The sequence below is a fragment of the Motilibacter aurantiacus genome (assembly GCF_011250645.1).
GTDB classification, from domain to species: Bacteria; Actinomycetota; Actinomycetes; order Motilibacterales; family Motilibacteraceae; genus Motilibacter_A; species Motilibacter_A aurantiacus.
In genome coordinates this window covers 1-792 of record NZ_JAANNO010000037.1, presented here as the reverse complement: position 1 = coordinate 792, position 792 = coordinate 1, and the positions used below count along the sequence as shown (strand labels likewise).

The 792-nt window shown below is 62.5% G+C and carries 1 rRNA gene; it reads right to left on the bottom strand.

The features are described 5' to 3' along the window. Nucleotides 1-792: ribosomal RNA gene (locus G9H72_RS20705) — 23S ribosomal RNA — on the bottom strand; the annotation flags it as partial.

The window sequence follows — 792 nt, the reverse complement described above, 5'->3', positions numbered from 1 at the left end:
CGTTCCAGCACCGGGCAGGCGTCAGTCCGTATACATCGTCTTGCGACTTCGCACGGACCTGTGTTTTTAGTAAACAGTCGCTTCTCGCTGGTCTCTGCGGCCACACCCAGCTCAGGCAGTGAATGCCGTCACCAGACATGGCCCCCCTTCTCCCGAAGTTACGGGGGCATTTTGCCGAGTTCCTTGACCACGGTTCGCTCGATCGCCTTGGTATTCTCTACCTGACCACCTGTGTCGGTTTGGGGTACGGGCCGCCGCGACACTCGCTAGAGGCTTTTCTCGGCAGCATAGGATCAGCCACTTCGCCACAATTGGCTCGGCATCAGGTCTCAGGCACAAGAGCCGCGGATTTACCTACGGCTCGCCCTACACCCTTACCCCGGGACAACCACCGCCCGGGCTGGCCTACCTTCCTGCGTCACCCCATCGCTTGCCTACTACCGGATCGGTCCGCCGCCTCCACACCAACCCGCCCGAAAGCAGGAAGGGCTTCAGGGGCTTAGCATCCCCGGCCTCAGCATGGGCGCGTCACGACGGGTACGGGAATATCAACCCGTTGTCCATCGACTACGCCTGTCGGCCTCGCCTTAGGTCCCGACTCACCCTGGGCGGAACAGCCTGGCCCAGGAACCCTTGGTCATCCGGCGGCAGGGATTCTCACCCTGCTTTCGCTACTCATGCCTGAATTCTCACTCGTGCCGCGTCCACGGCTCCCTTACAGGGCCGCTTCACCCACGGCACGACGCTCCCCTACCCGTCCCCGCCCCTGAACCGAAGTTAGGGTACCTGCGA